We start from the raw sequence: 22,505 nt of genomic DNA on the forward strand, positions 1-22,505 counted from the left end.
CTAGTCCAGCCGCGACTAGTCCAGCCGCTGCTAATCTAATCTCGGTTCGGGCGCGTGGCAGGCGTCCAGCTTCGGCAGGGTACGCCGCTCACCCGGTTCCTGCGCCGTTCCGCGAGGTGCCGGCACCAGGTGCGTTGCGGTGTCATTACCGAGCACGCGCACCGCCGGGAACATGCCCAGATCGTCCAGTTGCAGGCGCGGTGCCTGCGCGAGGGTGTCCACGAGCAGACGGTACACGGCACTCTTGCCCTGCCCCATGATCATGGGGGCGCGGTACCAGACCATCTCGTCGATGAAGTCTTCACCGGCGAAGAGGCCGACCATGCCGGGGCCGCCCTCAATCATGAGGTGCCGCACCCCGCGGGCGTACAGCTCATCGAGCAGTTCGCGCGGGTCGTGGGTGAAGACCTGTAGGAAGTTCTGCGGGTCCGCCTCCACGCCTTCGGGCGGGTTGAGGCCGCGCACGCGGTAGTTCTCGGTAATCTCGGTTTTGCCCATGACCACGCGCAGCGGCTGCTTCTCGAAGCGTTCACCGTTGGCGTCGCGCGCGTCCAGGGTCGGGTCGTCCATGAGGGTGGTGCGGGTGCCAATCATGACGGCGTCGGCGCGGTGACGAATCAGGTGCCCGTCAACGCGCGCGGCGGGGCCGGTAATCCACTTGCTCGTGCCATCAGCAGCCGCAATGAACCCGTCCAGGGTGGAGGCGCTCTTTGCGGTAATGAAGGGGCGGCGTTCGGCGGCGGCAATGAACCAGCGTTCGTTCAGCAGGTAGGATGCGTTCGCGAACTCCTCCATGGCGTGCACGGTGACGCCCTGCGAGCGCAGGTAAGCGGCGCCTCCGGCGGCGTTTTCGGTGTCGTCGCTGTAGGCGTAGTAGAGTTCGCTGATGCCCGCCTCAGCGACGGCGTGGGAGCAGGGGCCGGTGCGTCCGGTGTGGTTGCAGGGCTCAAGGCTCACGTACATGCGGGCGCCGGTGAGGTCGGTTCCCGCGGCTCGGGCGGCGGCGAGCGCGTCGGCTTCGGCATGCGGGGTGCCTGCGCCTCGGTGGTAGCCCACATGTAGCAGGTGCCCGTGCGCGTCAGTGATGACGGCGCCGACGAGGGGGTTCGCACCGCGGATACCCTGGCGTGCCGCCTGCAGTGCCAGGGTCATGGCCTCTGCGTGGCTGAGCTCTTGCTCGGGGCCGGGCAGCTGGAGGGTGCGTGCGGCGGGCAGCCCCGCGAGGTGACCGTACTCCGCGGCGGAGTAGTCCACATCGTTGCGCGGCGAAGATACGCTCGGGGCGATGGTTACGGGCAGGTGCGCGCTCACCAGCACCTGCAGCGAGGGGTTCTGCGACATTTATGCACGGCCCTTCTTCACATCGGTTACCTCAACGGTCACGTCGGGGAACTGGGTCTGCACCCGAGTCTTCTGCGCCTCCAGGTTGCGGGTGCGCCACCAGACGAAGAAACCAACCAGGGTGAAGCATCCGTAGAACACGTACATGAAGGAGGTCGCGTAGTAGCCTGCGCTCCACAGCAGCGGCACGCCGACCAGGTCGACGGCAACCCAAATGAGCCAGAATTCAACCCAGCCGCGCGCCATGCCGTAGGTGGCGAGCAGCGAGCCGGTGAAGATCCAGGCGTCGGACCAGACCGGTTCGTAGGAGCCGAGGGCGCGGAAGATGGGGGTGAGCAGCAGGGTGCCCGCGACCATGGCGACAACCAGGCCTGCGCGTTCGGTGTTGGTAGCCCACTTGGGGATTACCGCGGCACCTTCGGAGGCGTCACCACCGGCTGCGCGGGTGGCACGCCAACGATGCCAGCCCCAGATGGACACTGCAATAAACATGATCTGGCGGCCTGCCTGGCCGAGCATGGTGACGGGGTGCGGGCTGCCGACGAGGGCGCCCAGGAAGACGGTGAGGAGCAGCAGGTTGCCGAGAATGCCGACAGGCCACGCCCATACTTTGCGTCGCATTCCGCCGAGCGCCGATGCCAGGCCGAATGCGTTTCCGAGAACTTCGCGCACGAGGAGGGACTGGTCCCCCACGTGAATTTGTGCGTCGAAGAGCCACCGCAAGATGTCCATTGTTTCTTTCCTCTCTGAGTTGGACCGTGTTTCGGATGCGCTGGGTGCGCATCTGCGGCGGCTCCGGGGAGAGGAACAGAAAGGGCGGCTACCGCGGGCCTCTTAGGGAGTGCCCGGTATCCGTGGTGAGGCGGGAGCGCGAATCAGCCAACCGTGGCTGAAAACCGTAGCTGAGATCAGCCGGCTGCGGTCGAGGGGAATAACGTACCGGCACCTACGAAAGGTGCCTCTCCCCTGTCTTACAGAAAGCCGTCTCGCAAAAAACCGCTGCGCTCTCGAGCAACAGTTTTCTCAAGTAACTGCTTTGGTGCACCCTGCATGCTATCCCGGTTTTCGGGAGGTGCGGCGGAGTGCGCTCCTGCCTTTTTCTGCTCGTGCTACCTTCCATCCAGACTGTACTGTCGGCACCGGATTTTCACCGGTTCGGCCTCTCTTGCGGGCGGGCTTCTCTAGCGGAGTCTTGGCGTCCTGTGCGGATGCGAAGATTCGTACGATTTCTGCCTGCCTGCGAGAGCGGTTCGCGGGCTGTGACCGCCGGTTCGGAATTTCACCGACCCCGGAGCACGATGTCGATACTGATTATGCCACAGCGCACGCCGGGGGTTTAATTTGTTTTCTCTGGGATAACTTCCGTGACAAGATGACGTTTTATGACTGTACTCTCGGCGCATCTTCAAGCCCCTCTCAACAAGTCCCCACAGCAGCCACTCGCGGGACCGTTTTGGAACCCGATTCTTCAATTTTCGGGAATGATTTATCACGGTTTCATAACGGTGGAGAGCGCCAAACAGACCAAAGAGTTATGAGGGTCTCCAGGGGGTTACTCAGAGCATATTGAACACTCTTCAATACCTTTATGACAAGGAATTATAACAATAAGGTTAAATTATTGGTTTAAGGTTTACTCTAGGGGTAATTTAAGGTTATTCTTATCTACAGGAGCTCCCATCACCGATAAAACCGGTTCCGTTGAGAGCGACATGATTCGGACCAACCGAGCACTCACATCAAACCCTTAAGCTTCTGCCATTTGAAGCTGGAAGACTACTCCGTGGACTGCATTCTTTGGATAGTTTTCGACGCAGCATCTGCGCGCACTAAACTGCGCGGTTTATGCGGCACACGATGCTGAGGTGCTTCACCATCGGGAGGCAACCACACCGAATTGTTTTTCTCAACGGAACCGGCGTGGGAGCTCTTCCGAATAAACTTCCGGAAGAACGCGTAGCGTGCGCCTTTGTAAACCTTTACGAGGGGGCGTTGTGCGTGTCGAACGGTCATAGACTCCCATTCTTCTGTCGTCGCCTACCGTGGTGCGCGATGGGGGTTACGGGAACCTTGCGGGATGGTTGATCCCGCGCGCTCTGCATTGTCTTGTGGAGTGTGGTGTGTTTGGGTGGCGTATTCGCAGTGCCGGAGCGAATACGCCACCCGTTTTTAACATCTAAAACAGGGGCACCCCAGACTGAGGCAAGCTAGCCTGAGAAGGAAACCCCGCACCAAGCCACCCATATTCCCTACCCCAAGGGATTGGCGCGTTACCTCTGAATCCCAACCACAGACCAACCCCTATATAAACCCCACCGAGGGGTAGGCGACCTAGAGGGCGTACCGGACACGCGAAGCGGGGGCTCCGTCCTCAAGGCGCCCCAGCGCCGCAGAGGGGGCACTCCCCCGCGAGCGGCGTCCGGTATGCACTTTCCAAACAACTAACCCACGGAAGCCGCACTCCCCCGCGAGCGGTGTCCGGTATGCCACTCTCTCGCAAACGCATTCAGAAAACGTAACGCTCCCCCAGCTACACACGGTAGTTGAGGGAGCGTTATATCTATATAAGGCTAGAAGCCCTGAGGGATTAGCCCTCTACGGAACGGAATGCTACAACCGCGTTGTGACCGCCGAAACCGAAGGAGTTCGACAGTGCCACGATCTCGCCGGCGGGCAGCTCGCGTGCCTCGGTCACCACATCCAGGTCAATCTGGGGGTCCTTGTTGTCCAGGTTGATGGTGCAGGGTGCGGTGCGGTGGTGCAGTGCCAGTACGGTGAGTACGGCTTCGAGTGCGCCCGCGCCGCCGAGCAGGTGGCCGGTCATGGACTTGGTTGCGGAGACGGCAATGTTCTTGGTGTGCTCGCCGAAGGTTTCGTGCATTGCGGTTGCTTCGGGCAGGTCACCGGCGGGGGTGCTGGTGGCGTGCGCGTTGATGTGCACGACGGTCTTCGGGTCGATGTTGCCGTCTTCGAGGGCTTCGCGCAGTGCGCGGGTTGCGCCGAGTGCTGCGGGGTCCGGTGCGGTGATGTGGTAGGAGTCGGCGGATACGCCGGTGCCTGCCAGTTCCGCGTAGACGCGTGCGCCGCGTGCCTTGGCGTGCTCTTCGGATTCGAGGATGAGCGCTGCTGCGCCTTCACCCATGACGAAGCCGTCGCGGTCGACGTCGTAGGGGCGGGATGCTTTTTCGGGTTCGTCGTTGCGGGAGGAGAGTGCCTGCATCTTGGCGAATGCTGCCATGGGAAGCGGGTGGATTGCCGCTTCGGCGCCGCCGACGATGACGACGTCTGCCTTGCCGCTGCGGATCATTTCAGCACCGAGCTGCATGGCTTCGGTGGAGGATGCGCATGCGGAGACGACGGTCTGTGCTGCGGCGCGTGCCTTGAGGTTCATGGAGACGGCTGCTGCGTTGCCGTTGGGCATGAGCATGGGAACGGTCATGGGGAGGACGCGGCGGGGGCCCTTTTCGCGGAGGGTGTCCCATGCGTCGAGGAGGGTCCACACGCCACCGATGCCGGTGCCGAAGGCTACGCCGGTGCGTTCGGGGTCGACTTCTTCTGCGGAGTCGGCGTCGGGGCCGGAGAACCCTGCGTCTTCCCATGCTTCGCGTGCGGCGATGAGGGCGAGCTGGCCCGAGGGGTCCAGGCGCTTTGCTTCTACCTTGGTGAGGCGTCCGGAGTCGAGGGCGGGCACAGCGAGCTGGCCTGCAATGTATACGGGCAGGTCGTATTCCTTGACCCAGGGGTAATCAAGGGTGGATACACCAGATACGCCCTTGGTTGCGTTTGCCCAGGTGGTGGGGACGTCGCCGCCAATGGGGGTGGTCGCGCCGAGGCCGGTCACCAGCACTTTTCGAGACATTGTGGCACTTTCTCTTCGGTGGTCGATTTGGTGGTTTATCCGGTGGTGTGTGGATAAAAACCTGTAGGGCCCGGGGGTATGCGGTGTGTATTCCGCGCGGGGTCCACGCTACGGGGTCCGCGCTGTGCTCCCGGGGGTATGTTGGGTTGATACTGAGTGAATAGCGATGCGGCGCGGGCCGGTGAGAGCCCGCGCCGCCTCGTTATTGGTTATAGCTTAGGCAGCGTTCGCGATGAACTCGACTGCGTCGCCAACGGTCTTGAGGTTCTTGACCTCTTCGTCCGGGATGGTCACCTCGAACTTCTCCTCAGCGTTCACGACGATGGTCATCATCGAGATGGAGTCGATGTCCAGGTCCTCGGTGAAGGACTTGTCCAGCTGAACGTCCTCAACCTCAACGCCGGTCTCTTCGTTAACGATTTCTGCCAGACCTGCGAGGATCTCTTCCTTGTTAGCCATTCAGGGGCTCCTTTGTTGTTCGATGGTCATCGCACCCGCCGGGTGGGGGTACGCGTGCATTACCGAGTTTATCGTGTCTGCGTGGTGTACGCATGCGGCAACTCGGAGTTTAGGGGATGCTTTCCCGCTTTATTTTCTTTCTCGTGTACCGGCACTGTGCCGGTCGTGAGGGGCGGTGAGCATCGGGCTCCAGGGTTTTCCTTAGGGAAGGACGACTACCTGAGCTGCGAATGCCAGGCCGGCACCGAAACCAATCTGCAGGGCGAACTTGCCGGAGAGTTCCGGGTTCTCCTTGAGCAGGCGGTGTGCGGCGAGGGGAACCGATGCGGCGGAGGTGTTACCGGCATCAACGATGTCGCGTGCCACTGCCACCGTGTCGGGAAGTTTGAGGGTCTTGACCATCTGGTCAATGATGCGGGCGTTTGCCTGGTGCGGGATGAGTGCGCCGAGCTCGTCGGGGGTGATGCCGGCAGTTTCGAGTGCCTGCTTGGCGACCTTTGCCATTTCCCATACTGCCCAGCGGAAGACGGAGGGGCCGTCCTGGCGCAGGGTGGGCCAAATCTTTTCGCCTTCCTGCACGGGGTTTGCTACGAAGTCGCGGTTGCGGATATCCAACAGGGAGTGAGTCATACCCACAGTACCCCAACGGGAGCCGTCCGAACCCCATACGGTCGGGGCAATGCCGGGTTCGTCGGAGACGCCTACGACTGCTGCGCCTGCGCCGTCGCCGAGCAGGAAGGAGATGGTGCGTTCGGTGTTGTCGATGAAGTCGGAGAGCTTCTCAACGCCGATGACCAGCACGTGCTTTGCGGTACCCGCGCGGACGAGGGCGTCTGCCTGGGCGATACCGTAGCAGAAACCTGCACACGCTGCGGAGATGTCGTATGCGGGGCACTTGGAGCCGATTGCGTCGGCGACCAGGGTTGCCAGGGAGGGGGTTGCGTAGGGGTGCGAAATGGTCGAAATGATGACCGCCTCAATGTCCTCACCGGCTACACCGGATGCTTCGAGAGCATCCTTGGCGGCACCGATGGCAAGGTCTGCTACCGACTGGTTTTCGCTGGCGCGGTGGCGGGTTGCGATACCGGTGCGCTGCTTGATCCACTCGTCGGAGGAGTCGATTGCCTCAACGATGTCGTCGTTGGGGACGATGACCTCGCCGCGGGCTGCGCCGTAACCGAGGATGCGGGAGTAGCGGTTGATTTCGTACTGCTTGAGGGTAGTCACGTATTCAATCCTTAGTGCTGATGCTCGCAAGACACTGTGTGCCTCGCAGGTCTAAAGTGCATGTCTAGTGTGAAGGGTTCCCAGTGCGGGGAGGGCGGGGTGCTCTCCCCCGGTGTTTAGCCCTTCAGCGAGGCGAGGTCCTCGGGAGTGTTGATGGAGGTGCCGGGCACGCCGCGCATCGCGCGCTTTGCCAGGCCGACCAGAGTGCCTGCGGGGGCGACCTCGATAATGCCGGCGACCTCACGCTCGAGCAGGGTTGCCATGCACAGATCCCAGCGGACGGGGCTGGTGACCTGGGAGACGAGGGTCTTGACGAACTCTTCACCGGATGCCACGGCGGAACCGTCGCGGTTGGTCAGCAGTGCGGAGGTCGGGTCGGAGACCTGCAGGGACGCGGCGAACTCTTCCAGTGCGGGCACGGCGGGTGCCATTGCCTCGGTGTGGAATGCGCCAGCAACCTTCAGGGGGATGACGCGAGCGCGTGCGGGCGGGTTCGCGGCGAATGCCTCAATGGCGGGGATGGGGCCTGCGGCTACGATCTGGCCGCCGCCGTTGGAGTTTGCTGCGACGAGGCCTGCTGCGTCGATGGCTTCGCGGACGTTTTCTTCAACGCCGCCGAGTACTGCAGCCATGCCGGTCGGGGAGGCGGCTGCCGCCTCCGCCATGCCGTTGGCGCGCACGCGTACGAAACGCATTGCGTCTTCGTCGCTGAGCACACCGGCGAGAGCTGCTGCGGTGATTTCGCCGACGGAGTGGCCCGCGAAGATGAGCTCTTCACCGTCGAGTTCGCGCAGGGCGAGGCGGCCGGTGACGATGCCTGCAGCCACGATGAGGGGCTGGGCGATTGCGGTGTCCTTGATGGTTTCTTCTTCGGCTTCGGTGCCGTAGTGAATCAGGTCGATGCCTGCCGCTTCGGAGAGTCGTTCCAGGTGCTCACGCACACCTTCAATCTCGAGCCAGGGGCTCAGGAAGCCCTTCTTCTGGGAGCCCTGTCCGGGGCAAACGAGTGCGCGCATGCGGTGCGACCTTTCTGGTTTTTAGTACTCGTACGCGGTGCCGTTATAGAGACGGAGACCACGGTTAGTCTGTTACCTATGCTACCTTGTTCAGCCGCCCTGTATAAACATCACTGTGCAGAAACTTTGGGCTGCACTGGGAACCTAGACAGAGAGGTTGAACAGTGTATAGCTTAGATTGAACTCACCCATTCGTACAACCCGGACGGGCAAGGTTCAAATAGAGAGACATTAGCGGCGGCGTTCAGAGTACCCTTCAAAGCGCTACCCAGAGCTCTATTTACGGCACAGTCCAGCAAAGCGCAGGCCGGAGCGCTCCCCCGCACCTGCGCATGACCCTTAGACACACGAATGTCCTACGCTCGCGGATGCGCCCGCGCGTACGTCTCCGCCAGACGCTTCATCGACACGTGCGTGTAAATCTGCGTGGTCGCCAACGACGAATGCCCCAGAAGCTCCTGCACCGAACGAATATCGGCACCACCATCCACCAGGTGAGTCGCCGCCGAATGACGCAAAACGTGTGCACCCGACGCCTGAGTATTCTCCACCGTGCGCAGCAGGCGGGTCAGGTCCTCACGAATCTGACGGGCATTCGCACGCCCACCCCGAGGACCAATAAACAGCGCCGTCACGCCCTGGGCCCCCTCCTGGATCCACTGCGGACGACCATAGGACACCCAACGATTCAGCGCCTTAAGCGCCGGGGTACCCAGCGGCACCACGCGCTCCTTATTGCCCTTACCCAGCACGCGCACCGTCTTATTCGCCCGGTCCACGCTCTGCAAATCCAGGCCGGTCAGCTCAGAAATACGCATGCCCGAGGCGTACAGCACCTCAACCACAGCTTCCAGGCGCAGCAGGCGCGCATCCCGAGGATCCTGCGCCCGACGCTCCTGCAGGGTAGTCAGCAGCTGGTTCATCTGCTCACGGCTCAGCACCGGCGGCAGGTGATTCTCCCGCTTGGGGGTGCGCATACCGCGGGTCGGGTTGGCGTGTACCAGCTCCTCTTCCTGAGCCCAGGTGAAGAACGTGCGCAGGGTCGAACCGCGGCGCGCCACCGTAGAACGAGCCGCCTGCCGCAGATGTAGCGAACCCAACCACTCACGAATCAGGGACGCATCAATGCTGTCCAGATGCCGCACACCGCGGCGCGCCATATAGCCGAAGAAGCCCTCCAAATCGGAGATATACGAGCGGATTGTCTCTTCGGAACGGTGCTTCTCGTAGCGCAGAAAACGCTCAAAACGGTCCAGGACGGGGCGGAACACCTCGCCGGAAACCCCTAGCGCCGATTCAGGCAGTGCAGAATCAGGTAGAGCAGAGCTCTCTACTTGCTCCGGCGCAAGCGTGCGAGTATAGGTCACCGGCAGGGTCGTGGAGGGAGCATCATCCCGGTACTCTTCCCGGCTTTCGCTCCGGTTCTCTGCCTGGTTTTCAGCCTGGTTTTCGTGCTGGCGGGCGGGGGTCATGCGTCCCTCCTTTCGGGTTTCTGGTTCCTGGCTCTGCTCTGGCGGCGTTGATGCTTCTCGACGTTGTATTTCTGCCCCCGGCGTATCTGCTGATAGCGTGGCGGCGGGGTAAGCTCCGCGCCAGTATGCGCAAGCCTACCCCCAATTGTAGAGAGGTTCCGAGCTCTCCACGTGCCGCCCCGTCATCAGGAAGAACCCTACGCAGCGACAGTCGGGCGGACCTTCCGCCAGCTCGTTCCGCTACTCTCCGCCAGACCGCAACGACCCAGGTGGAACAGGTCAGCCATCACGTCGCGAGCGCTCAACCCGAGGGCTGCGGCAATCTCGTCCACGCCGCGGTAGGAGCGCGGGCTCAAATCATCCCAGACCCTACCCTGTCGTTCGGTCAGCTCATCCAGCGCGCTGGAGGAGGCAGCCTGATCCCATTCGCTCTCGTGCTCGGTGCCCAGCTCGAAACCCGCGGCGGCATCGTACTCGAGGATGTCCGCAGCCTCGGTGAGTGTTTGCGCTAGTCCATCGCGCAACAGGCGGTTCGTGCCCACCGAGTTCGGCGAATTAATCTGCCCCGGAACCGCCCAGAGGGTACGCCCAATCTCCATCGCGTGACGAGCCGTGTTCAGGGCACCGGAACGCCAGCGCGCCTCCACCACAATGGTGTGCCGCGCCAACGCCGCAATCAGGCGGTTACGCTCCAGAAAACGCCAACGCGTGGGGGTGTTACCCACGCTCACCTCGCTCATAATGAGCCCGCGATCGACAATCATGTTCAGAGCATCCGAGTTCTGCGCCGGGTACAGCCGGTCCAGCCCACCCGCCATGAAAGCGATGGTCGGCAAGTCGCTACCCTGCTGGGTCAGCGCCGCCCGATGCGCCGCAATATCAATGCCCATCGCACCGCCAGAAATCACCGTGTACCCGCGGCGCGCCAGCTCCGCGGCGAGGTGGGTCGTCGCCTCCGTACCGTAGATGCTCGGGTCGCGCGAACCGACCAGCGCCACGCTCGGGGCAGAGGCCAAATCCAGCAGGTGCCGCGAATCGCCTCGGCACCACAGCCCGTACGGTCGAGCAGGCCCCAAATCGTTCAGCTGCGGCGGCCACAGCGGATCGGCGGGAGTGACCAGCCACGCCCCGCAGGTTGCCGCCATATGCGCCTCCGCGTTCAGGGTGCGTTCCATACGGCGGTTCCAGCGCAGGCGGCGAGTCGCGAGCGCCTTGCCGAACTTATCGCGGCTCATCTGATGTTCGCCCGGCGTGTAGTAGCCATTCGCGCTACAGAACAGGGCGGACTCCCCTTCCGCGGGTGCACCCACCGAGTGCAGAAATTCACCGAGTTGTTTGTCGGGTTCGCCGTGCTCCCAGGTGTACTTATCCGGGATGTGCCCGGTCAGCAGGTAGTGCAAGGTCAGCGGCGCACCCAGGCTGGCGAGGGATTCAACCACGAGCTCATCGGCGGGCTCCGCGTAGCGCATCAGCTGGGCGGTGCAGCAGCGGATGTACTCGCGGCACGCCGCCTCAACCTGCTCCGCGCTGAGGGCGGGGTTGAACAGGGGTGCTGGATTGAGCAGGGGTGCTGGGTCAGAACCGCTGGAGGCGGTGCCCATCACAGGTTCGGGGCGCTCACCCTGTAGCGCCTCACCCTGTAGCCGCTCCCTCTGCTGTTCCTGCTGATTCATCTCATTCAGGTGCATCTCTTCCAGGTACACCGGGTTCAGGCAGGATGCGAGGAACCCCGGCAACCGCGCCGCGTTATACGGGCTCGGCGAAGGCTCCTGCCCCAGCGACAGGATATGCGCCACTCTCTCACGCGCCAGGGCGTGCGCATCCAGGGTGCGACCGGGCAGGCGAATCTGCAGTTCCTCCTGCACAAAATCCTCCGCCGCGCTCTCTTCAGGCGCGCTCTCCCCCGTTACTTTCTCTTCTGGCACACACTCGTCCGGCGCTGTTTCTCTCAGCCCATTTTCTTTCAATTCGGCCTCTTCAGCTCGTTTTCTGAGCTTCTTCTCACTCATGACGTTCTTCTCCTCTCGTGAGTGATTCGTTCTATAAACCGGCACGCTATGTCAGCGGTCCCTATTTCAATTGCCCCTGCTGCCGCAGAAAAAGCGCCACATCCAGGTGCTCCCGGCTCGGGTAGGCGGCACCCTCCAAATCGGCGAGGGTCCAGGCGATACGCAACACTCGGTCGTAGCCGCGCGCCGTCAGCGTTCCGCGGTCCACGGCGGCGTTCAGCTCGCCGGTGAGCTTCGCGTCCAGACGCAGCGGGCCGCGCAGAATCTTGCCGTTCATCTCCGCATTCGTCTTCAACCCGTACGGTTCCAGGCGCTCCCGCTGAGCCTGCCGTGCCGCCATGACGCGCTCGCGAATCTGCGCCGAACTCTCATTCACCTGACCGCCCGCAAGCTCCGTGGACGACACCTTCGGAACCGTCACATTCACATCAATGCGGTCCACCAGCGGGCCGGACAGACGCCCAAAATAGGCGCGACGCTCACGCGGAGCGCACGTGCACTCCGTACCGGTGCCCACGTTCATGCCGCAGGGGCACGGGTTCGCCGCCAGGATCAGCTGAAACCGCGCCGGATAGGTCGCCGACGCGCTTGAACGATCCAAGGTCACGGTCCCCGACTCCAGGGGCTGACGGAGCGAATCGAGCACCGTGCGTTTGAACTCCGGCGCCTCGTCGAGAAAGAGCACGCCGCGGTGCGCTTTAGACACACAGCCCGGGCGGGGAATGCCGCTACCGCCACCAAGAATCGCCGGCGCGGAGGCGCTATGATGCGGCGCCTCAAAGGGCGGCTGACGCACCAGCTCGCTCAGGTGCTCCCCCGCCGAGCAGAGGGAACGAATAGCGGTCACTTCCATCGCGGCATCATTATCGAGGGTCGGCAGGATGCTCGGCAGGCGCTCCGCCAGCATGGTTTTACCCGAGCCGGGCGGGCCTGTCAGCAGCATATGGTGGCCGCCGGCAGCTGCAATTTCCAGGGCGAAACGGCCCTGTGACTGACCGGCAACATCGCTCATATCGGAGGGAATTTCAGTCGGTTTCGCTACCGGTGCGCTCGCCTCCGTCTGCGGGGCGGGCGGGTAGGTCAGCTTCTGACTCTCCGCGCCGAGCGCGGCAAAAACCTCAGCCAGGCAGCGGAAACCGCTCACCTGCGCGCCGGGAATGAGCGCCGCCTCCTCAGCGTTTTCGGCGGGCACAATCACGCGGTGGTGTCCGGCGTCCACGGCGGCTTTAACTGCCGGCAGGATGCCCGGCACGGGGCGTAGCGTTCCGTCCAGGCCCAGCTCACCCAGGAAGACGCTATCGCCGCTGGGGTGCAGTTTCTTCTCCGCCTGCAGCGCCGCAACCACAATGGCTAGATCGAACGCCGAGCCGCGCTTGGGCAGGGTCGCCGGGGTCAGGTTCACCGTAAGCCGGTGCTGAGTGAGGGTGATGCCGGTGTTTTTCGCTGCGGAGCGCACACGCTCTTTCGACTCGTTGAGGGCGGTGTCAGGCAGACCCAGCAGCACGAAGCCGGGCAGGCCCTGTGAGATGTCAGCCTCAACGTCAACAATGTGCCCGCGCAAGCCCACGAGCGCCACGGAATAGGTGCGTGCGAATCCCATTACGCCACCGCTTTCAGATGCTCGAAGGTAAAGGTTTCGCAAGTTCCGGTCACCGCAATTGCGTCGATGCGAAAGCGCGGAAAATCCAGGTTCTCGCGCAGCCTGCACCAGAGAATCGCCAGCGAGCGCGTGCGGCGCGCCTTATCACGGTCAATGGACGCGAACGGGTGCCCAAAGTCTTCGCTGCTGCGGGTCTTGACCTCAACGAAAACCAGTTCGTCCTCGGGGTCAATGGCGATCAGGTCGAGCTCCCCGCGAATCTGTTCGTGTTCCAGTCCAGCGGGCGGTCGCCAATTCCTCTCCAGAATCCGGTAGCCGTTCGTCTCCAGGATGCGGGCGGTCAGCTCCTCGCCCCACCTACCGACGCTGTGGGCGCGAGGCGAGGTTCTGCGGAGCAGGGGTCTGTTGGGTGCGCTTCGGGTTGCGGCGCGGGCTGTTATTCGGGCTGTTGTCATGGGTCTCTCCCCCGGTAGATAGCGGTAGTGCTTCTACTGTGCCCGCCGCGCGCGTGCCCGAACGCGGTTAACGAAAAACTGTGGATAACCTCGGTTCCCAGAAGGAATTAGAGGTTATCCACAGTCGGTTATTTGAAATTTTGGGGCATATTTTTCAAAAACACCGCTCGAGTGCCGATTCGCCGCGTCATATTCGTGCTGGTTTATCACGCGGTTTCATCACCCAGCGCTGCCGCCCGGTAGCTCAGCAGCCGCCTGCTTCCCCCGGCAATGCGGTGAATCAGGCGTGAGCTAGGTGTTAAAGTCCGGCATTTCCGGCACGGTGAACTCCTGGTTGGGCAGGCGCTCCTCCACGTTCACGTCACGTACCGAGTAGGCGTGCACCTTCTTCACAAAGCGGTTGGAGCGGAATACATCCCACACCCACACGTCGCTCATGCTCACCTCAAAGTAGAGGGTGCCGTCCTGCACGTGCGGGGTGACGTCCACCTGGTTTGCCAGGTAGAAGCGTCGGTCGGTTTCTACCGCGTAGCTAAAGAGCGACATGACGTCTTTGTATTCGCGGTAGAGCGCCATTTGGGCGTCGGTCTCGTAGTTTTCGAGGTCTTCTGCGCTCACTGCTCTTCCTTTCCTGGTTAGTACTGATTCAGCGGTGGCACGTTAGGTTTTCGCCAGCTTCCGAGGCGCGGTTTTCAGGAGTGCCACGCGCCCTAGCCGCGCTGTGCCGCGGCGGCCTCAATCTGCTCGGCGGTCGCCGGAAGCGACCATGACAGTCGATGCTGCGGGCTGGGGCCCTGCACGCTAATCGCCTCGCGGTGAGCGGCGGATCCGTAGCCCTTGTTCTTTGCCCAGCCGTACCCCGGATAGCGGGTATCCAGCTGGACCATCAGCTCATCACGTTCTACCTTCGCTACCACCGATGCGGCGGCAATGGAGGCGCACTTGTAGTCGCCCTTAATGACCATGGTCACCGGCATCTGCGCGGGCTCATCTGCACCGCCTGCGCCTTCCCAAGCCTGGGCGAGCAGTGCGTTGTAGTGTGCCTGCGCCGGGTCCGGTGCCAGCGCACTGAACAGGTCTTCCTGCGGAGGGGTGAACCAGTCGTGCTTACCGTCCAACAGGGCGGCGTCGGCACGGTATCCGCGGCGCGCCAGCTCTGCGAGCGCACGCTGGGCGGCAAGCCTCAGCGAGAGGGTCATGCCGAGCCGGTCAATATCTGCCGGTTCCACGTGCCCGACCGCCACGGCGCACCACTGGCGGATTTCGGGAACCATGGATTCGCGGCGTGCCGGTGAGAGCGCCTTGGAGTCGATCAGCCCGCCCACCTCGAGGGTGGCGTCCGGGGTGAGGATTGCGACGCCCACGGTGACCGGGCCCGCCATGGAGCCGCGGCCTACCTCGTCGATTCCGGCAACCGTGCGGGCACCGGAGGCGAAGAGCTGCTGCTCGTACTCGAGGTCGGCGGCGGGCGGGGTTGTTTTCGCGGGCTTAGCTTGAGCGGGTTTCGTTGCGCTCTTCTGAGCGCTCACCATCATTGCCACGCTCGCTTATTCGCTCGGGGTGGAGGTCGGTGCGGGAATCGAGGAGAACACCGAGCTCTGATCCTGCAGCAGACCGAAGTGGTTCAGCGGCCACGCCACCACGAACACGTTACCCTGCACGTCGTCCTTGGAGATGAACGCGGTGCCGTCGCTAATGTGGTAGCGGGAGTCGGCGGAGTTGCTGCGGTGGTCACCCATCACGAAGTACTTGCCGGCGGGCACGGTCACCTTGAAGGGCATCTCCGAGGGCGGGTTGCCGGGGTACAGGTACGGTTCGGTAATCTCTACGCCGTTGACCTTGATTTTGCCGTTGCCGTCGCTTTCGACCACGTCACCGGGAGTACCGATAACGCGCTTGACCAGGAAGTTCGAGGAAGTATCCGGCAGAATACCCGCGAAGGACAGGGCGTCCTTGAGCGGGCTGCTGGTCTTCTGGGTGGAAGGAATCCAGCCCTGAGAGTCCTTGAAGACGATGACGTCGCCGCGCTTAGGCTCGCTAAAGTAAGAGCCCGCCACGTTAATGAACACACGGTCGTTGACCTGCAGGGTCTGCTCCATGGAGCCGGAAGGAATGTAGAAGCCGCGCAGCAGGAAAGTCTTGACCAGGAATGCGATGACCAGCGCGTAGAGGATGACGGTACCGCCCTCGCGTGCCTGCACCCAGAGCCATTCGCCGAGGCGGCCTTCTTCCTGTGCCTGGGAGTAGGTCAGCTCTGCCTGTTCGGCGCGCTTTGCCTTGCGGCGTTCCTTGGGGGTCATTTCGGAGAAGTCCTTGGTGGTTTCCACGTCTACGGCAGTCTCTTCTTCGGTGGTTTCTTCGCGCTCGGCATTCTTCGCTACGGCGCTCTGCTCGGCATCCGCCTTCTCAGCTGCTGCCTTTTCGGCGGCGAGGCGCGCGAAGTATTCTTCCATTTCGCGGCGCTCGCGGCGGCTTTGAGGCTGGTATCCCTCAGGGAAGGGGCTGGTGTTCGCAGTGTTCTTGTCGTCTGCCATGCTGGAGTGAGCCTTTCGTTTGAGAGATACCTAGCTCGGGTGAAACGGTACCTAGCTATTGTATCGAGAGTGTTTACGCTCTTGGGCTTTTATTTTCTGAGAGCGGCAAGGTTCTCAGAAAGCGGGGTTTCAGAAAGCGGGGTTTCAGAAAGCGGGGTCTCAGAATATGCAAAAACCGCTCCTCTCCCGCGGAATGCGGTTGGGGAGCGGTTTGCAACAGAATTCTGTATCTATAAAGATTAGAACTCGCGCTTCTCGCGGATACGAGCAGCCTTACCGTGGCGGTCGCGCATGTAGTACAGCTTTGCACGACGGACGTCACCGCGGGTCACAACCTCGATCTTCTCGATGGAGGGAGAGTGAACCGGGAAGGTACGCTCAACACCAACACCGAAGGAAACCTTGCGGACGGTGAAGGTCTCGCGAACGCCTGCACCCTGGCGGCCAACGACGAAGCCCTTGAAGACCTGGATACGGTGGTTCTTACCTTCAACGATCTTAACGTGAACGTTCAGGGTGTCACCGGGGCCGAATGCGGGGATGTCGTCACGGAGGGACTTCTTGTCGAGGAAGTCAAGAGTCTGCATAGTTGTAGATCTCCAGAGTCATCTGCCGCAGGTCAAATAGACTCAGATTGCTCTGCCCCACTGCGGGACAGAAAACTTCATGCTTCGGACAGGATTGGTGCCCGAAGGTTGACATCGTTGGTCGCTCTTCCCCCTGCGGCAGGGGCGTGCCCGATGTCAACACAATGCTCCATTATCCCAATGCACCCGCGTTTATGCAAGCATCCGGGGAGCACTTTTAGAAGGGGGGTTCGTCACTCTGCGCTCCCCCGCCCTGGGATGCGCTATTCTGCACTCCCCCGTTCTGTGCAGGAGCACCCGGAGCGGCCACACCCGACGCCTCCGCGTTCTGCTGGGGTGCGTGCGGCGGGGCATAGTGCTGCGTGTACTGAGACATGCCCGGTTGTGGCGCCTCCTGCAACGGCGCACCCGGCATACCCAGCTGAGGTGCGCCCTGCTGAGGCGCGCCCTGCAGGGCCCCCTCATTGACCGTGCGCTTCTCCACGGTGCGGGCGAAGGTGCTCGTACCGTAGTTCAGGTCGTGACCGATGCCGAGGGCATCCACCTCTACGGTAGTGCCCTGCGTGCCGTCTTCGCGGTTCCAGCGGCTAATGCGCTGGCGGCCACTCACGACCAGCGGCTGCCCCTTCTCAATGGAGGTGGCAATGTTCTGGGCGAGGCGGCGGTAGGCTTTCACGGTGTACCAGTTGGTGGTGCCTTCTTTCCAGGTGCCGGTGGCGTCCTGCCAGCGCGGGGTGCTGGCGAGGCGAAAGTTCACGACGGGCACCCCGTTGGGCAGGGTGCTCAGTGCCGGGTCGGAGGCGGTGAATCCGCGGATCAGGATGGTGTCGCTCATGGTTTCTCCTTAGAAGCTAGTGGGTGGGTTCCTTCACCTTGCCAGCGCTGACCCGCTCCTGCACCCGGTGGTTACCGGTTCTGTGGATAACCTCGCGTTTTGCGGTTTTGGGCACCGCCTGTGGATAGAGTTTTTGAACTTTTCACCCCGTTTTTTCAAAAATCACCCGAGGGCAACACACTCCCTGCAGAAATATGACGGCTACGCCCCATCCGACGTCGTGATAGGTATCTCAGCGTCGGGGCGGCTATTTTTGCCCTCAAGTTAACTATTTCAGCCCCTCGCGCTCTATCCTTGATGATGCGGTGCACTCAGCCGCATCCCGTCTACCCGCCTTGGAGAACCCGTGAGCAAAAAGCCCGCGAACAACAACCTGCCCTCCCTGCAGGAACTTCAGCAGCTGCAGCGCAACCTACCCAAGCTGCCCGATTCGATGGACCCGCAGAAGAAGCGCCTCATTTACGGTCTGCTCGCCCTGTTCACCGTGATCGTGCTGATTATTGGTCTGGTCTATGTGAGTAAGAACGGTGTGGACGGGCTGCTCGGTTCGGATAAGACGACCTCCGCCACCGAGGATGAAGAGACCAACGTTCAGACCGAAACCCTCGCCGAGGTCAAGAACCCGTACAAGGCGGTTGATCCCGCGACCGCGCTCGCACCGGATCTGGCGACCGCGAAGAGCGAGCTGGCGTCCCTGCAAGTGAAGGAACGCGCGTCGAAGGTTGGCTACTCTCGTGATCAGTTCGGTCCCGCCTGGGATGACGTTGACGGCAACAAGTGCAACACCCGCGACGACATTCTGCGCCGCGATCTGACCAATGTTCGTTTCAAGGTGAGGACCCACGCTTGCACCGTCATCACCGGCACTCTAGCTGACCCGTACACCGGCAAGACCATCGAGTTCAAGCGCGGTAAGAAGACCTCCTCGGCTGTGCAGATTGACCACGTGGTGGCTCTTTCGAACGCATGGCAGACCGGCGCGCAGGATCTGACCGCAGAGCAACGCCGCCAGCTGGCGAACGACCCGGAGAACCTGCTCGCTGCAGACGGCCCGGCGAACCAGCAGAAGTCCGATGCGGACGCCGCCGACTGGCTGCCGAGCAACACCGCCTACCGCTGCACCTACGTGGCACGCCAGGTGCACGTGAAGGCGAAGTACAAACTGTGGGTGACCGCGGACGAGAAGAAGGTTATGGAGCGCGTCCTCAACTCTTGCAAGGACACGAACCCCACTAAGAAGTAGCCCCGACCAAGAAGTAGCTTCCCGGCACGCACGCAAAAAGCATAAAGAAAACCGCCCCGCACCCTGAGTTTAGGGTGCGGGGCGGTTTTTGCATGTGGCGCCCCAGGAGGGAATCGAACCCCCGACCAAGAGATTAGAAGGCTCCTGCTCTATCCTCTGAGCTACTGAGGCCTTCCTCTAGGGTACATGAGAATTTATGCTTCTCATGCACAGCGCATCTCACGCGGGGCTGTTCCACTGAGCTAAGCCAGGCTGGCGAACTAGGAGTTCGCGCTAGGAACCTACCTTGGCGGCTTCCCGTTCTGCCTTCTTCACCTCGCGGCGGCGTGCACGGCGGCTTGATGCGCCGGGGAACAGCTGCCACCACAGGCGGATGGTGGTGCGGCGAATCTGCGTGGGGTGCAGGCTCACGTACACCAGGCGGCGGGTTGCCGGGTCGAGGGCGACCAGGTAGATGATGTAGCCCAGGCAGATGACGGTCGCGATGAGTCGGCCCATGTCCTGGTTGAAATCGCGCAGGTAGGGCGACACGTTCAGCTGGTCGCTCACACCGTACGCCATGAAGAACAGCGTGGTGATGAAGTACCACATGAGCTGGAAGTGCGAGCGCAGACCGGTTGCGGCGAGCATCGGGATTGCCCAGAGCAGGTACCAGGGCTGAATCATGGGGCTGCACAGGAGCATGAACAGGATCGCGAGGCCGGCGTGGCGCACGATGTTGCGGTCGCGTCCGACGAATGCCATTGCCACGGCGCCAAGCATGCCGATGCCCTTGCCGACGGTTTCGATGAGCTTGCGGATGACCTCGAATGCGTCGCCTTGAACGAATAGGGAGGCGGCGCCGATGAGCAGACCGAAGGGGGTGTACCAGATGTACTGGCCGCCGGTGGTGGACAGTGCCTTAATCCAGCCGAATTCCAGTCCGGTCGCCCAGCCCATGAGCGCCATTTCGGCGAGCAGTAGCACGCCGGAGAGTGCCCAGAAGATGAACTTGCGCGGCCAGGAGGCGTTCTTACCCGCCCAGAGCAGACCCACGAAGGGCAGCACCACGAGGGCGAGCGGCTTGACGGCAACGCCGAGGGCTACGAAGGTCACACCGAGCGGGCCACCCCACCAGGTGTCGCGGTAGCGCTTAGCGTAGTAGAGGCCACCGAGCATGAACATGGTCATGAGCGAGTCGTTGTGGCCGCTGGCGATGAACGATGCGATGAACAGAGGGTTCGGGCCGATCTGCCAGAGAGCGCGGACCTGGTTGAAGCCGTGTGCCTTGGCAAGTTTTGCTACGTAGAAGAGGATGCCGATGACCGCGAGCACGGAGAGCAGGCGGAAGTAGAAGAGGGAGAGGTCGATGTTCTCCCCCGCCAGGCGCACAATCCACTCTTCGAGCTTGAGGGAGACCGGTCCGTACGGGGGCGGGGATTCCGCCCACATGGGGTCCGCACCGTTCTGCATGAAGTTCGAGATTTCGGAAACGCCATGCTTGTACGGGTTGAGGCCGTGCGCCATGACCATGCCCTGACCGTAGTAGGAGAACATGTCGCGGCTGTAGATGGTGAACGCGAAGATCTGCGGCAGGGACCAACTGGCGGTGACGGCAATCATCCATCGCATGGCGTTGGGTTCGTTCCAGTCGCCCATTTTCTGGTAGATTCGCAGCCATTCGCGGCACATGATCATAGCGCCGAGGGCGAGCATGATAATGCCGGTGATGACCCATGCGGCTTCGAATCGGATGGCTCGAATAATGTCGTAGCGCCAGAAGCTGGAGCTGTCGGCGAGCCAGCCGACGGCGTAGGAGCCGAGGGTGACCATGATGGAGCCGATGGTGCCGATAATCACCGTGCGCAGACGGTGGTTATTGACGTAGTCCAAGAGTTTGGGTGAGAGAGGTGCGTCGTGTGCGCCGGGGGTGGTGAGCCGGTGTGCTAGCTCCTTTGGTGCGCGCATAACTCCCTTTCTGTCTGCATCGTCGTTCCGGTTTTTATCATACCGGAGCCCTTGGATGCACTTGCGAGAATCACTGTTGCGAAGGCACTTGTGGACGTTCCTCAAGGGCACGCAGAGGGGTGCAGTTCTCCCCCATTGCCGCCGTTTGCGCATCCGCCTGTGCCGTCTTGCACCATCTTGTGCCCCTTTGTGACGTGCTGCCCGCCGGGCCGGCGGCATTTGGGGGTAGAGTGGGAGGGTGAGTATTTCTAGTGAACGTATTGTATGGATTGACTGCGAGATGACCGGCCTGGACGTGGAGAATGACGCTCTCGTCGAGGTGGGCGTTCTAGTCACGGATGCCGATTTGAACATTCTGGGTTCTGGCGTTGAGTTCGTCATTAAGCCCGGTGACGAGTCTCCTGCCGGTGCGCTGGAGAACATGAATGACTTTGTGCGTTCGATGCATGAGGCGTCGGGTCTGCTGCCCGATATTGAGCACGGTGTGTCGATGGATTACGCGCAGGAGCAGGTGCTTCGTTACATCAAGAAGTATGTTCCGGTGGCGGGCAAGGCGCAGCTGGGCGGCAACTCGGTGGGCATGGATAAGCGTTTCTTGGAGCGTTACATGCCCGAGGTCATGGCGCACCTTCACTACCGTGTGATTGACGTGTCCACCATTAAGGAGCTAGCGTCGCGCTGGTACCCGGCGGCTCGTCACAGCGCCCCGGCGAAGACCGGTAACCACCGCGCGCTGGGCGATATCAAGGACTCGATTGATGAGTTGAAGTATTACCGCCGCGCTATTTTTGTGCCGCAGGGCCCGGATGCGATTGCTTCGGCGCAGATTGCGCGTGAGGTGGAGGCTGAGCGTGCCGCACGCGAGGCGGCTGAGCGCGAGGCTGAGGCATCCGCTTCTGAGGCGGCAGAGGCGTCCGAGGCGTAAGCACGACATGTAACGAGCATCACGGCTTTTCAACTTGGCAGGTTTCTGAATCTCCTGTACAGTAGTATCCGTTGCATATCGCAAGGGAAACCAAGCGAAGCACATGGTGGTCGTAGCTCAGTTGGCAGAGCGCCTGGTTGTGGTCCAGGAGGTCGCGGGTTCAACCCCCGTCGATCACCCCGATGGAAAGGGTCGTTATGGTTATCCGTAACGACCCTTTCGCTTACCCTCAATCCGGTTCACCCGCGCACGGTGTACCCGGCAAGTTCCCACTCAACAGTTCCCGTTCAACACAAGCAAAGGATAATTCCGTGGCTATTCGCCCCATCGTTATTCACGGCAACCCCGTTCTGCACCGCCCCGCGGCACCCGTCACCGAGTTTAATGATGAGCTCAAGGAGCTCGTGGCTGACATGTACGAGACCATGGACGCATCCAACGGTGTGGGCCTGGCGGCACCGCAGATTGGTGTGGGCCTGCGCATCTTCACCTACAAGATGGAGAATGAGGACGGCGTTCCCCCACGCGGCTGCATCATCAACCCGGTACTGACCCTGGGCAAGATTTCTACCGCTGACCCGGACCCCTACGAGGAGGAAGAGGGCTGCCTGTCCTTCCCCGGTTACGGCTTCCCCCTCAAGCGCGCCGAGTGGGTGACCGTGAACGGTCTTGACGAGCACGGCAACCCCGTCCACTTTGAGGCGACCGGCTGGTTTGCACGCTGTATGCAGCACGAAACCGACCACCTGGACGGCAAGCTGTACGTGAACCGTCTGAACAAGAAGTGGACCAGCAAGATGAAGAAGGTCGTGAAGAAGGAAGGCTGGACCGTCGACGGTAACTCGTGGATGCCCGGCGTGGATCCGGATCCGTTCGGTCACTAATCACGAGCACTTCTGAAGGTCAGAGACCTTTCGAGAAGTTTAAAACGAAGACCGCGAATGCACTCTCAAGCGCATTCGCGGTCTTCGTTTTCCATCAGCCGATGATGTTTTT

Annotated in this window: 19 protein-coding genes, 2 tRNA genes and 1 riboswitch; of the genes, 4 read left to right on the plus strand and 17 right to left on the minus strand. The window is 61.9% G+C overall.

The window, feature by feature from the left end; all coding sequences use genetic code 11:
• Positions 1–30: 30 nt before the first annotated feature.
• The 15 genes from ribD to ssb all read right to left on the minus strand — a co-directional run bounded on the left by ribD (position 31) and on the right by ssb (position 17,394).
• Positions 31–1,341 carry a bifunctional diaminohydroxyphosphoribosylaminopyrimidine deaminase/5-amino-6-(5-phosphoribosylamino)uracil reductase RibD gene (ribD, locus tag HMPREF2710_RS06715; RefSeq protein ID WP_070600260.1) on the minus strand — a complete coding sequence of 437 codons (1,311 nt, stop codon included), beginning with the start codon at positions 1,339–1,341 and terminating at the stop codon, positions 31–33.
• Positions 1,342–2,073, minus strand: coding sequence for a nicotinamide riboside transporter PnuC (pnuC, locus tag HMPREF2710_RS06720; protein ID WP_044150500.1), 732 nt, complete (start codon positions 2,071–2,073; stop codon positions 1,342–1,344).
• Positions 2,074–2,443: 370 nt separating this feature from the next.
• A riboswitch (FMN riboswitch) is annotated at positions 2,444–2,642 on the minus strand.
• A gap of 1,286 nt (positions 2,643–3,928) precedes the next feature.
• Entirely contained in the window at positions 3,929–5,200 is a 1,272-nt protein-coding gene (fabF, locus tag HMPREF2710_RS06725; RefSeq protein WP_070600262.1) for a beta-ketoacyl-ACP synthase II, read from the minus strand.
• Between the two features lie 216 nt (positions 5,201–5,416).
• The gene (locus HMPREF2710_RS06730; protein ID WP_005507475.1) at positions 5,417–5,659 is read right to left on the minus strand and encodes an acyl carrier protein; all 243 of its coding nucleotides are present in this window, start codon (positions 5,657–5,659) and stop codon (positions 5,417–5,419) included.
• 201 nt (positions 5,660–5,860) lie between these two features.
• Complete coding sequence (locus HMPREF2710_RS06735; RefSeq protein WP_070600264.1) at positions 5,861–6,886, minus strand: beta-ketoacyl-ACP synthase III; 1,026 nt, start codon at positions 6,884–6,886, stop codon at positions 5,861–5,863.
• A gap of 116 nt (positions 6,887–7,002) precedes the next feature.
• Complete coding sequence (locus HMPREF2710_RS06740; RefSeq protein WP_005507477.1) at positions 7,003–7,902, minus strand: ACP S-malonyltransferase; 900 nt, start codon at positions 7,900–7,902, stop codon at positions 7,003–7,005.
• Positions 7,903–8,258: 356 nt separating this feature from the next.
• The gene (locus HMPREF2710_RS06745; protein WP_049349982.1) at positions 8,259–9,374 is read right to left on the minus strand and encodes a tyrosine recombinase XerC; all 1,116 of its coding nucleotides are present in this window, start codon (positions 9,372–9,374) and stop codon (positions 8,259–8,261) included.
• A gap of 197 nt (positions 9,375–9,571) precedes the next feature.
• Positions 9,572–11,299 (minus strand): DNA-processing protein DprA, encoded by a 1,728-nt coding sequence (gene dprA / locus HMPREF2710_RS06750; protein WP_246824545.1) that lies wholly within the window; start codon positions 11,297–11,299, stop codon positions 9,572–9,574.
• 145 nt (positions 11,300–11,444) lie between these two features.
• The gene (locus HMPREF2710_RS06755; protein WP_049337706.1) at positions 11,445–12,983 is read right to left on the minus strand and encodes a YifB family Mg chelatase-like AAA ATPase; all 1,539 of its coding nucleotides are present in this window, start codon (positions 12,981–12,983) and stop codon (positions 11,445–11,447) included.
• Positions 12,983–13,438, minus strand: a complete 456-nt coding sequence (locus tag HMPREF2710_RS06760) for a YraN family protein (RefSeq protein ID WP_012903656.1) — start codon at positions 13,436–13,438, stop codon at positions 12,983–12,985. Before HMPREF2710_RS06760 ends, HMPREF2710_RS06755 begins: the two co-directional genes overlap by 1 nt.
• Before the next feature lie 291 nt (positions 13,439–13,729).
• Entirely contained in the window at positions 13,730–14,056 is a 327-nt protein-coding gene (locus tag HMPREF2710_RS06765; protein WP_049337707.1) for a DUF2469 domain-containing protein, read from the minus strand.
• A gap of 92 nt (positions 14,057–14,148) precedes the next feature.
• Positions 14,149–14,979: a ribonuclease HII gene (locus HMPREF2710_RS06770; RefSeq protein ID WP_049337708.1), complete on the minus strand. Its 831-nt coding sequence runs from the start codon at positions 14,977–14,979 to the stop codon at positions 14,149–14,151.
• Between the two features lie 6 nt (positions 14,980–14,985).
• Positions 14,986–15,972, minus strand: coding sequence for a signal peptidase I (gene lepB / locus HMPREF2710_RS06775; protein WP_049337709.1), 987 nt, complete (start codon positions 15,970–15,972; stop codon positions 14,986–14,988).
• A 239-nt stretch (positions 15,973–16,211) separates the two neighbouring features.
• Positions 16,212–16,559, minus strand: a complete 348-nt coding sequence (rplS, locus tag HMPREF2710_RS06780) for a 50S ribosomal protein L19 (protein WP_049337710.1) — start codon at positions 16,557–16,559, stop codon at positions 16,212–16,214.
• 217 nt (positions 16,560–16,776) lie between these two features.
• A complete protein-coding gene (ssb, locus tag HMPREF2710_RS06785; RefSeq protein ID WP_049337711.1) occupies positions 16,777–17,394 on the minus strand; it encodes a single-stranded DNA-binding protein in 618 nt (205 codons plus the stop codon).
• Positions 17,395–17,740: 346 nt separating this feature from the next.
• On the opposite strand from ssb, the gene HMPREF2710_RS06790 reads away from it, so the two are divergent.
• On the plus strand, positions 17,741–18,637 hold the full coding sequence (locus HMPREF2710_RS06790) for an HNH endonuclease family protein (RefSeq protein ID WP_070506503.1): 897 nt from the start codon (positions 17,741–17,743) through the stop codon (positions 18,635–18,637).
• A gap of 95 nt (positions 18,638–18,732) precedes the next feature.
• Here the strand turns inward: HMPREF2710_RS06790 and HMPREF2710_RS06795 are convergent.
• Positions 18,733–18,808 (minus strand) — tRNA-Arg (locus tag HMPREF2710_RS06795).
• Between the two features lie 102 nt (positions 18,809–18,910).
• A complete protein-coding gene (gene mptB, locus HMPREF2710_RS06800; protein ID WP_070600269.1) occupies positions 18,911–20,584 on the minus strand; it encodes a polyprenol phosphomannose-dependent alpha 1,6 mannosyltransferase MptB in 1,674 nt (557 codons plus the stop codon).
• Positions 20,585–20,822: 238 nt separating this feature from the next.
• On the opposite strand from mptB, the gene orn reads away from it, so the two are divergent.
• From orn to def, 3 genes are all read left to right on the plus strand, one after another.
• Positions 20,823–21,509, plus strand: coding sequence for an oligoribonuclease (orn, locus tag HMPREF2710_RS06805; protein ID WP_012903665.1), 687 nt, complete (start codon positions 20,823–20,825; stop codon positions 21,507–21,509).
• Positions 21,510–21,615: 106 nt separating this feature from the next.
• Positions 21,616–21,688 (plus strand) — tRNA-His (locus HMPREF2710_RS06810).
• 132 nt (positions 21,689–21,820) lie between these two features.
• On the plus strand, positions 21,821–22,393 hold the full coding sequence (gene def, locus HMPREF2710_RS06815) for a peptide deformylase (protein ID WP_049334074.1): 573 nt from the start codon (positions 21,821–21,823) through the stop codon (positions 22,391–22,393).
• Positions 22,394–22,505: the final 112 nt, after the last annotated feature.

Source organism: Rothia sp. HMSC069D01 (genome assembly GCF_001810135.1).
Lineage (GTDB): Bacteria > Actinomycetota > Actinomycetes > Actinomycetales > Micrococcaceae > Rothia.

Excerpts from the sequence above, each read along its gene's own strand:
- HMPREF2710_RS06760 (WP_012903656.1), bottom strand. The coding sequence starts at position 13,438 with ATGACAACAGCCCGAATAACAGCCCGCGCCGCAACCCGAAGCGCACCC.
- HMPREF2710_RS06740 (WP_005507477.1), bottom strand. The coding sequence starts at position 7,902 with ATGCGCGCACTCGTTTGCCCCGGACAGGGCTCCCAGAAGAAGGGCTTC.
- HMPREF2710_RS06755 (WP_049337706.1), bottom strand. The coding sequence starts at position 12,983 with ATGGGATTCGCACGCACCTATTCCGTGGCGCTCGTGGGCTTGCGCGGG.
- mptB (WP_070600269.1), bottom strand. The coding sequence starts at position 20,584 with ATGCGCGCACCAAAGGAGCTAGCACACCGGCTCACCACCCCCGGCGCA.
- ssb (WP_049337711.1), bottom strand. The coding sequence starts at position 17,394 with ATGAGCGACACCATCCTGATCCGCGGATTCACCGCCTCCGACCCGGCA.
- HMPREF2710_RS06745 (WP_049349982.1), bottom strand. The coding sequence starts at position 9,374 with ATGACCCCCGCCCGCCAGCACGAAAACCAGGCTGAAAACCAGGCAGAG.
- pnuC (WP_044150500.1), bottom strand. The coding sequence starts at position 2,073 with ATGGACATCTTGCGGTGGCTCTTCGACGCACAAATTCACGTGGGGGAC.
- fabF (WP_070600262.1), bottom strand. The coding sequence starts at position 5,200 with ATGTCTCGAAAAGTGCTGGTGACCGGCCTCGGCGCGACCACCCCCATT.
- lepB (WP_049337709.1), bottom strand. The coding sequence starts at position 15,972 with ATGGCAGACGACAAGAACACTGCGAACACCAGCCCCTTCCCTGAGGGA.
- HMPREF2710_RS06730 (WP_005507475.1), bottom strand. The coding sequence starts at position 5,659 with ATGGCTAACAAGGAAGAGATCCTCGCAGGTCTGGCAGAAATCGTTAAC.
- rplS (WP_049337710.1), bottom strand. The coding sequence starts at position 16,559 with ATGCAGACTCTTGACTTCCTCGACAAGAAGTCCCTCCGTGACGACATC.
- ribD (WP_070600260.1), bottom strand. The coding sequence starts at position 1,341 with ATGTCGCAGAACCCCTCGCTGCAGGTGCTGGTGAGCGCGCACCTGCCC.